Raw genomic sequence first — 9232 nt, 5'->3', positions numbered from 1 at the left:
TCCGTTACCGCCCACCATGTTCGCAGCGGTAGTTCAGTTGGTCAGAATACCGGCCTGTCACGCCGGGGGTCGCGGGTTCGAGCCCCGTCCGCTGCGCCACTATTGAAAAGCCCTAAATCTTTTGATTTAGGGCTTTTTACTTATCCATCGCCCACCCAAGTCGCATGTGCGATCGGTATTTATGTTATCATACTCCTTTATTCAGCCATCGATAAGACAGCTCATGACCGTTCAAACTTTTCATCCAAAACAACCAAATCATAACAAAGCAACTCATCATAAAGCCAATCACAACCAAAATCGCAGCATTGAGCAATCCGCCCAACTTGCCACATCAATGAGTGATGTCATCACACCAAAAATTGGTTTTGTATCATTAGGTTGCCCAAAAGCATTGGTGGATAGTGAACGAATCATCACCGAACTTACCAAAGAAGGCTACCAAGTCGCTAAGGACTATGATGGGGCGGATTTGGTTGTGGTTAATACTTGTGGCTTCATTGAGTCAGCAGTACAAGAGTCACTTGATGCGATTGGTGAAGCCATCAATCAAAATGGTCGTGTCATTGTAACAGGCTGCTTAGGCAAAGATGCTGATAAGATTCGCACCATGCACCCTGCCGTACTGGCAGTCACTGGCGCCCATGCTTACGAAGAAGTCATCTCGGCGGTTACGCATCATGTTCCTAAACCCATCAAAAATAAAGCTTATGACCCAAAGATTGATTTGATTGATGATGCTGGCATCAAACTAACACCCAAGCACTATGCCTACCTTAAAATTTCTGAAGGCTGTAATCATCGTTGTACTTTTTGCATCATTCCCTCCTTGCGTGGTGATTTGGTCTCTCGCACCATTGATAGCGTGATGAAAGAAGCGGTCGCCTTGAAAAAATCTGGCGTAAAAGAGCTACTCATCATCAGTCAAGACACTTCTGCTTATGGGGTGGATCTTAAATACAAAACCACTTTTTGGGAAGGTCAACCACTAAAAACCAAGTTTTTTGATATGTGTGAAGCAATGGCAAAGCTTGGCATTTGGGTTCGCTTACATTATGTGTACCCTTATCCACATGTGGATCATGTGGTACAAATCATGGCAGAAAGTATGGCAAAAAGCAATGGTCAAGGTGGCCTATTGCCCTATTTAGACATTCCGTTTCAGCACGCCAGTCCAAATGTCCTAAAAGCAATGAAACGCCCTGCAATGAGTGAAAACACCCTTGATCGCATTCATGCCTGGCGGAAGATTTGTCCAAACATCGTAATTCGTTCAACTTTTGTGGTGGGTTTTCCTGGGGAGACAGAAGAAGATTTTGAGTATTTACTCACTTGGTTAAAACAAGCTCGACTTGATCGGGTGGGTTGCTTTACCTATTCAGAGATTGACGGTGCGGTAGCAAATGATTTGCCAAACCCTGTTCCAGAAGCGGTAAAACAAGATCGCTATGAGCGATTCATGGCGGTCGCTCAGGCCATCAGCGAAGAGAAACTTCAAGAAAAAGTCGGTCAAAAATTGGTAGTGCTGGTTGATGAGATTGATGTCGAAGAAAATATCGCTATTTGTCGCAGTTATGCAGACGCACCAGAAATTGATGGTCATGTTTATGTTGACAACATTGATGACAGCGTCAGGGTTGGCGACTTCTTAACCGTCGTGATTGATGAAGCCAGCGAATACGATTTGTTCGCCAGCTTCCGTGATTGATGTTTAAAAAAACCTCAATTCAAGCCACCAAAAAAAGCAAAACCGCCATCACAAGGTTTTGCTTTTGTATTCCACTCAACTGATCAACAAAGCCCTAAAAAGCGAAATGAACTTAAATATAAAGGCAAGCTTGCCAGCCTTAAAACCACCAAACTTAACACCAAACTAGATATTAATCATGATGAAAAAACACCCATGCGGAAGCAAATTGCAAAATCATCAAACCTGATGACAGATAAAAAACAAATGCAGGAAAAAAACCAACTTCTAAAAACGCTGAACAGGTAGAGGCTAAGGCATATGGCAATACGCTAATAGCCCTTGATACAGATAAAGACTTAGAACGGTTTTTGACAAATCAACCCCCCTAAGAAATGCAAACGGCGATGTCATAAACACGATGAGGGTATTGTTATCTACTAGAGGTACAGACGCTACTTACGCCATAGTAAACACCACTAAAGGCGATACGGCTCTTAGGGCGTTGATGATACGACGCAGGTGGTTATTCCCTACAAGCAGATTATAGGGATTTTACGAATCACCCATACTGTCGATTTTAATGGCATCCTCAGCGGTACCGCACCTTATTTTGTTGCCGAACATTCAACCTCAGTGTATGTGGATAAAAATACTTTCGTGATGTCCATATACATCACTTTCCCATTTATCCGAAATGCTCGCACCGTCTTTTTCATGCCATCTTTTAGCATTGCTTTATCATCACTCAGCACAACCTATCACAAAAGGTAGGTTTTATTAACGCTTTTGTCAAGTTGTGTTTTTAAATGCCGTCAGTTTCACACTTGGCATGTTGGTCGGCGGCATATTTCTTGATGGCAAGCCTTTATCAAACATCACCACTGATCAAGTGATTTTAAAATGCTTATCACGCACCAATGAAGCATGAGTTTTCATCAGGAGTTTGATTTATATCGCATAAGAATGGTAAAATATCAACATCAAAACAGCGGTAACCCATGCCATTGATGGTCTATAGAATGCAGCTCATCGACAACGAAGATGGCAAGACATACTCAAAAAAAGAGTGTGTTGCTTGAATGCAATATCGAGTGTGGTTATATGTATTTTGATAAAAATACTAATAAAATCAAGGAGTTGAACTTTATATGATTTTAATGATTGATAACTATTGTAGTTTTACCTACAATATCGTGCAGTATTTTGGCGAATTACAACAAAACATCAAAGTATTGCGTAATAACGAAACCACTCTAGACAACATTGTAGAACTCTCCCCCAAAGCCATCATTTTAGGCCCTGGTCCTTGCAGCCCTACCGAAGCTGGGGTTACCTTGCCCATCCTGCATGACTTAGCTGGTCGCATTCCCATTTTGGGGGTTTGTCTGGGTCATCAGGCGATTGGTCAAGCATTTGGCGGGCAGGTCATCAGAGCCAGCGAAGTCATGCACGGCAGACTATCACCCATTCATCATTACGGCGTGGGAGTTTTTGAAGATTTACCAAAACCGTTCAATGCCACTCGCTATCATTCGCTTGTGATTGATAAAGCAACCCTACCAGATTGTCTGGAAGTCACCGCATGGACAGAGAGTGCCGACGGCTCCATGGGGGAAATTATGGGCGTCCGACACAAGACTTTGGCGATAGAAGGTGTGCAATTTCACCCAGAATCCATACTAAGCGAACATGGTTATCAGATTTTTAATAATTTTCTGCGACATCATGGACTTGCCAAATTAAACAATACCAACTTACCACAAGTCGCCTGACTGTTCTTAGATAAGGAATGCCGTGATTACCGTCGATAACATTCATACATTAGACGATACAGAGATTCAGCAGTTTTTGAGTCATGCCTTAAACATCTTATTACAAGGGCAAGATTTAGATGCTCTTGTCATGCGTTCGGTCATGCTTGCCATCATGCATGGGCGTTGTCCTGATGCCTTGATGGGGGCGATTTTGGTGGCATTGCGCACCAAAGGTGAAAGTATTGATGAAATCACTGCCGCAGCCACCGTCATGAAAACATTGGCTGATGGCATCACATTGCCCAGCTTGACTCATGTGGTGGATATTGTTGGCACAGGAGGTGATGGTGCCAATCTCTTTAATGTTTCAACTGCAGCCAGTTTCGTCATCGCAAGTAGCGGTGCGATTGTCGCTAAGCACGGCAATCGTGGCGTGTCTACCAAGTCAGGGTCCTCCGACTTATTACAAACCGCTGGCGCATGCTTGGATCTGACTCATGGCGAATTACTGCAATGCTTGCAAACACAGCATTTAGGATTCTTATTTGCTCCCAATCATCATCAAGCAATGAAACATGCTGCTGGGGTTCGCGGCCAATTAAAGGTGCGGACCATATTTAATGTCTTAGGACCGCTCACCAATCCTGCTGGCGTCGTCAATCAAGTGATTGGTGTTTTTGATGCTAAATTATGCAATCCGCTTGCTCATGTCTTAAAAAATCTGGGAAGTCATCATGCCATTGTTGTGCATTCAGCAGATGGGCTGGATGAATTTAGCCTAGCAGGTCAAAATTTCGTTAGCGAATTAAAAGATGGCGTGGTACGCGATCACATCATCACCCCAGAAGATGTCGACCTGACAGTACAAAATCTAGATGGCCTTGGTGTCAGTTCATCAAAAGACAGTTTGGCACTCATAGAAACCGCCCTATCTGGTCGTTCAGACGATTCACTCATTCAAAAAGCTCAATCAATGATTGCTTTTAATGCAGGTGCAGCGATTTATGTTGCTGGTCAAGCAACAACACTCAAACACGGTGTGCAAATCGCCAAAAATATCATTGATGACGGAATGGCACGACAAAAAATGAAAGATTTCGTACAGTTCACTCAAGCATTCAAAACCATCTAGTCCAATACAAGACAAGCCCCCCCCTCCAACGGAACATCGTCATGACTCAAGCAAATACCCCCAGCATTTTACAAAAAATCGTTACCACCAAGCACCAAGAGATCAGACTCGCCAAAGCGAAGGTCAGTCAAGAACAACTGCTTGACATCATCAAACAAAAAACCGACACGCCAAGAGGGTTTGCCAATGCTCTGCGTGGTGTTGCCATCTCTGCTGGTCAAGTTGGCATCATCAGCGAAATTAAGAAAGCCAGTCCTTCAAAAGGTGTGATTTGCCAAAATTTTGACCCCATCGTCACCGCCCAAAATTACGCAAAAGCTGGGGCGACTTGTTTGTCAGTATTGACCGATCGTGATTATTTTTTGGGTCATGATGACTACATGCAAGCAGCTCGTCAAGCATGTGATTTGCCTGTTTTGCGTAAAGACTTCATGGTTGATGATTACCACATTTATGAATCTTACGCCCTAGGAGCGGATTGCATTTTACTCATTATGGCTTGCCTTGATGATAAGATGGTCAGAAGACTGCATGAAATTGCCATCGGTCTTGGCATGGACACGCTGATAGAAATTCATACTCAAGATGAGCTTGAGCGTGCCTTAAAATTACCCAAAAGCATGCACAACATTTACGGCATTAACAATCGAGATCTAAACACATTTCAGGTGGATTTGGCACACAGCATCCGTCTATCTCAACAGCTATTTGATGCTCTTGGCGATGACGCATTGGTCGTGTCTGAAAGCGGTATCAATAATGCTGATGACATTCATTTTATGCAAAAAAACAACATTCATCACTTTTTAATCGGTGAACAATTCATGAAGACCGATGATGCAGGACAGGCATTGGCAAATCTTTTGGCAAGTGTTTGAGATTTAAACAATTCAAACTGCTACCGATGAATTAAAATCAAAAAACCTAAATTTAGCATTGATTGATTTTAATTCATCAAATCAAAGTCAGTGTAACAAACCAGGGAAAATCGCTCTTAACCCATGAACCAAAATCTCAATGGCAACTGCCGCTAAAAGCATGCCCATGACACGACTTAAGATATTCAGCCCCGTATCCCCCAAAAATCGACTGATACGCCCTGCCGCCATGAGTGAGGCATAACAAAACACACTGATGCACAGACCTGCGATGAGCATCATGCCCACTTGAAAAAAATCTTTTACTTGGCTGCTATAAATAATCACCGCCGAAATGCCACCTGGACCAATCATCATCGGAATGGCCAATGGCACGACCGCTGATGCTGCCAATGAGGAATTAACCTCCACCTCGTCTTCCTTTGGTTTGACAGGATTGCCCCCACCGTTCATCATATTGATGGCAATCAAAAACACCAAAATGCCACCTGCCACTTGGAATGAACCAACTGAGATTCCCAGTATTTTTAGCAAAGCTTCGCCCAGCAGCGTAAAAAAGCTGATGGTAATTAATACCGTCAAACAAGCAATTTGAGCAACCTTTTTGCGGTCTTGAACGCCATATCCTTTAGTAATGTTTAAAAACAATCCAAGCACGCTAAATGGGTTGATCAGCACCACAAATGCCAAGATGATTTTTATCAGTTCTGTATCCATAGACTTTCTTTTATTAAAAACATCATGCAAAATATTCTACCATAAGCACCACTAAAATCTCACCATAATCTGTATTTTTATGGTAAAATTTTATCAATTTTTTCATCATTTTATGCCATGAATCCTGATTTTTACGATAAAAAAGCCATCGTTCTGTTCTCTGGTGGGCTTGACTCCACCACCTGTCTTTACTGGGCTAAGGCAAATTTCAAAGAAATTACCGCCATCAGTTTTCGCTATGGTCAGCGTCATTCTAGCGAGCTTATCGCCGCACAAAAAATCACCCAAAGACTGGGGGTGAATCATCGCATTATTGACATTGACATCGCTTGGCTTGGCGGGTCAGCACTCACCGACCAAAGCATTAATGTGCCAAATTATGACGCCAACTCAAATGCCGTTCCTGTTACCTATGTACCAGCTCGCAATACGATTTTTTTGTCCTACGCATTGGCAGTCGCTGAGGTAATGGGTGCCAACCACATCGTCATCGGCGTCAGCTCGGTGGATTTTTCTGGCTATCCTGATTGCCGACCAGACTTTATTCAAGCCTTTGAGCATCTTGCCAATCTTGCTACTGTTGCAGGGCGTGCAGGAAACCAATTATCCGTAGTCGCTCCTTTACAATACCTATCGAAAGCCCAAACATTAGAATTGGGTTTGTCGCTTGGCGTGGACTATGGGCAAACCGTATCTTGCTATCAAGCTGATGCCGATGGACATGCTTGTGGTGTGTGCGACAGTTGCTCTTTACGCCGACAAGGGTTTATTGACGCTGGCGTTAACGATCCCACTCGCTATGTGTCATCAGTAAGCATCATTTAAGATGGGCAATACACCCAACTGATTTTAAAAGGTGCTCCACTCTATTTTAGATACCGACCAGTCGGACTTTTTATTTTTTCATCACATCATCAATGGATGCGTCATTCATTATGATCAGTATTGACCCACAGACGCCTGCAAATCATCACCTCCCAAGGAAACCTATATGGATAATCAATCACCCAAAACAAAACGCAAAAACAATCCGCAACTGCTTCGACACAGCATTCTCATCGCCGCCAAAAATATCATGCTAGCAGATGGCATTGCCAACATTTCCATGCAAAAAGTGGCGGATGCTGCTGGCACAAGCAAGGGCGGATTATTCCACCACTTTAAAAATAAAGATGAACTTATTGAGTCGGTTTTTGGATTGTTCATCGCCCAAATCAACACAGCCATCTTGCAGGAAATCGAACAAATTGGTAAGCAAAAAGGCGTATTTACTCATGCTTATGTGAATGTATTTTTTACCAATCAAAGCATTGGCTTATCTAGTGATTGGGCAGGATTGGTTCGTGCCATGAATGCTGAAAGCAAGCTGGTCAATTTTTGGAATGAATGGCTGAATCAAAAACTGCAAAGCCATGCCACCACCGATGATGACATACGACTATTCGCCATTCGATGTGCAGCAGATGGTGCGTGGCTAAATAATCTATCATCTGACAATTTGCCAATGCTGCATGCGTATCTGGTTGGTTTGATTGATGAGATCAGAAACACCACAAGTTTGGGGTGAGTTTGGTGGTTTATAGTTTTTAGCAATGATCATGTCAATTTATCTAGATTGTCAAAATGCCAATTAAAAATCATCAATTTGATCAGCAAATTGATGATTTTTTTTATTCAGTAAAAGCAATCAATGATATTAAATCGCATAGCCCAACGCATAAAATGCCACCAGTACCACCGCTATGATCACGGTACCAGCATTCAATTCATCAAACTCGCCTGCCATCACACGACCAAGCACCAAGCCTGCAAAACCCAACATGATGCCTGTAACGATGTTCGCAGTCAAGACGATAAATACCGCACACACCAAACCACTCATTGCACCCACAAAATCATCAAAATCCAGTTTGGAAACATTACTAAGCATGAGCAAACCCACATACATCAATGCAGGTGCGGTTGCGTAGCTGGGTACTAAAAATGCCAAAGGTCCAAAAAACAGCATGAGTAAAAACAGCAAGCCAACAACCACTGCAGTCAAACCTGTCTTACCGCCCACAGCCGTACCTGCCGCAGACTCAATATACACTGCTGCAGGTGCCGTGCCAAACAGACCAGAAAAAATGCTAGACACCGAATCTGAGGTTAAAGCACGACCACCATGAATGATTTGACCATCTTGATCGATCAAATCCGCCTGTCCTGCCACCGCACGAATCGTTCCTGTCGCATCAAATACCGCTGTCATCACAAGGGCAAAAACTGCAGGCAACACCGCTGCATTCAATGCGCCCATTAAGTCCATACTAAAAAATAATGAATCGCCTGAAACGCTGGGTAATTTAAAAATTTCTCCACCAAACTTAACATTCGAATCAAAGATAAGCCCAATCACTGTGATGGCGATGATTACCCATAGAATACTTCCTTTAATTTTTCTGCGTTCCAAACCAATGATTGCCGCTAGACCAAGTAAAGACATGATGACAGGAAACGAGGTAAACTCACCCATCTTAACAGGCAAGCCCGCTTCATTACTCACAACCAGCCCCACGCCATTGGCAGCAATCAGCAATAAAAACAAACCGATGCCAATGCCTGCACCATGAGCAATCGATATGGGCAGATTTCGCAGAATCCAAGCACGAATGCCTGTAACGGAAATCAGCGTGAACAACACACCCATTAAAAAAATCGCACCCAACGCCACAGGCACGCTGATGCCTTGACCAAGTACCAAGCTAAATGCTGTGAATGCCGTCAAACTGATGGCACACCCAATCGCCATTGGCACATTTGCCCAAAGACCAATGAAAATTGACCCAAGACCTGCCACAAGGCAAGTGGCAATGAACACAGATTCAGCAGGAAAGCCTGCGTTACTAAGCATGTTTGGCACAACAATGACGGAATACACCATCGCCAAAAAAGTCGTTAAGCCAGCCAAAATCTCTTGGCGAATGGTTGTCTTGCGTTCACCAAGTTTAAAAAAAGAGGATAAAGACATAAAAAACCCATAAAAAAACAATGATGGAAACAACAATAAAAAATTAATAAT

The 9232-nt window shown here is 43.1% G+C and carries 8 protein-coding genes and 1 tRNA gene; 7 read left to right on the top strand and 2 right to left on the bottom strand.

Annotated elements, in window-relative coordinates:
- Nucleotides 1-22: 22 nt before the first annotated feature.
- The 5 genes from M2R47_RS02970 to trpC all read left to right on the top strand — a co-directional run bounded on the left by M2R47_RS02970 (nt 23) and on the right by trpC (nt 5454).
- A tRNA-Asp gene (locus M2R47_RS02970) sits at nt 23-99 on the top strand.
- Nucleotides 100-223: 124 nt separating this feature from the next.
- On the top strand, nt 224-1708 hold the full coding sequence (rimO, locus tag M2R47_RS02965; RefSeq protein ID WP_249098668.1) for a 30S ribosomal protein S12 methylthiotransferase RimO: 1485 nt from the start codon (nt 224-226) through the stop codon (nt 1706-1708).
- Nucleotides 1709-2838: 1130 nt separating this feature from the next.
- Entirely contained in the window at nt 2839-3462 is a 624-nt protein-coding gene (locus M2R47_RS02960; RefSeq protein WP_249098665.1) for an anthranilate synthase component II, read from the top strand.
- Nucleotides 3463-3484: 22 nt separating this feature from the next.
- On the top strand, nt 3485-4576 hold the full coding sequence (trpD, locus tag M2R47_RS02955; protein WP_249098663.1) for an anthranilate phosphoribosyltransferase: 1092 nt from the start codon (nt 3485-3487) through the stop codon (nt 4574-4576).
- A 41-nt stretch (nt 4577-4617) separates the two neighbouring features.
- Nucleotides 4618-5454 carry an indole-3-glycerol phosphate synthase TrpC gene (gene trpC / locus M2R47_RS02950; protein WP_249098660.1) on the top strand — a complete coding sequence of 279 codons (837 nt, stop codon included), beginning with the start codon at nt 4618-4620 and terminating at the stop codon, nt 5452-5454.
- An 87-nt stretch (nt 5455-5541) separates the two neighbouring features.
- Here trpC and M2R47_RS02945 read toward each other — a convergent pair whose 3' ends face one another.
- Entirely contained in the window at nt 5542-6171 is a 630-nt protein-coding gene (locus tag M2R47_RS02945) for a MarC family protein (RefSeq protein WP_249098658.1), read from the bottom strand.
- A 117-nt stretch (nt 6172-6288) separates the two neighbouring features.
- On the opposite strand from M2R47_RS02945, the gene queC reads away from it, so the two are divergent.
- Together queC and M2R47_RS02935 are read left to right on the top strand one after the other, a co-directional pair.
- Nucleotides 6289-6996, top strand: coding sequence for a 7-cyano-7-deazaguanine synthase QueC (queC, locus tag M2R47_RS02940; protein WP_249098656.1), 708 nt, complete (start codon nt 6289-6291; stop codon nt 6994-6996).
- A 166-nt stretch (nt 6997-7162) separates the two neighbouring features.
- The gene (locus M2R47_RS02935) at nt 7163-7738 is read left to right on the top strand and encodes a TetR/AcrR family transcriptional regulator (protein ID WP_249098653.1); all 576 of its coding nucleotides are present in this window, start codon (nt 7163-7165) and stop codon (nt 7736-7738) included.
- A gap of 129 nt (nt 7739-7867) precedes the next feature.
- Here the strand turns inward: M2R47_RS02935 and M2R47_RS02930 are convergent, their stop codons facing one another.
- Nucleotides 7868-9181 carry an NCS2 family permease gene (locus M2R47_RS02930; RefSeq protein WP_249098650.1) on the bottom strand — a complete coding sequence of 438 codons (1314 nt, stop codon included), beginning with the start codon at nt 9179-9181 and terminating at the stop codon, nt 7868-7870.
- Nucleotides 9182-9232: the final 51 nt, after the last annotated feature.

The sequence above is a fragment of the Moraxella oculi genome (assembly GCF_023336735.1).
GTDB classification, from domain to species: Bacteria; Pseudomonadota; Gammaproteobacteria; order Pseudomonadales; family Moraxellaceae; genus Moraxella; species Moraxella oculi.
This window is presented reverse-complemented; position numbering and strand designations above follow the sequence as displayed.

Bases quoted from the DNA above. Each gene is read 5' to 3' on its own strand.
- rimO (WP_249098668.1), top strand. From the start codon at position 224: ATGACCGTTCAAACTTTTCATCCAAAACAACCAAATCATAACAAAGCA.
- M2R47_RS02960 (WP_249098665.1), top strand. From the start codon at position 2,839: ATGATTTTAATGATTGATAACTATTGTAGTTTTACCTACAATATCGTG.
- trpC (WP_249098660.1), top strand. From the start codon at position 4,618: ATGACTCAAGCAAATACCCCCAGCATTTTACAAAAAATCGTTACCACC.
- M2R47_RS02945 (WP_249098658.1), bottom strand. From the start codon at position 6,171: ATGGATACAGAACTGATAAAAATCATCTTGGCATTTGTGGTGCTGATC.
- queC (WP_249098656.1), top strand. From the start codon at position 6,289: ATGAATCCTGATTTTTACGATAAAAAAGCCATCGTTCTGTTCTCTGGT.
- M2R47_RS02935 (WP_249098653.1), top strand. From the start codon at position 7,163: ATGGATAATCAATCACCCAAAACAAAACGCAAAAACAATCCGCAACTG.
- M2R47_RS02930 (WP_249098650.1), bottom strand. From the start codon at position 9,181: ATGTCTTTATCCTCTTTTTTTAAACTTGGTGAACGCAAGACAACCATT.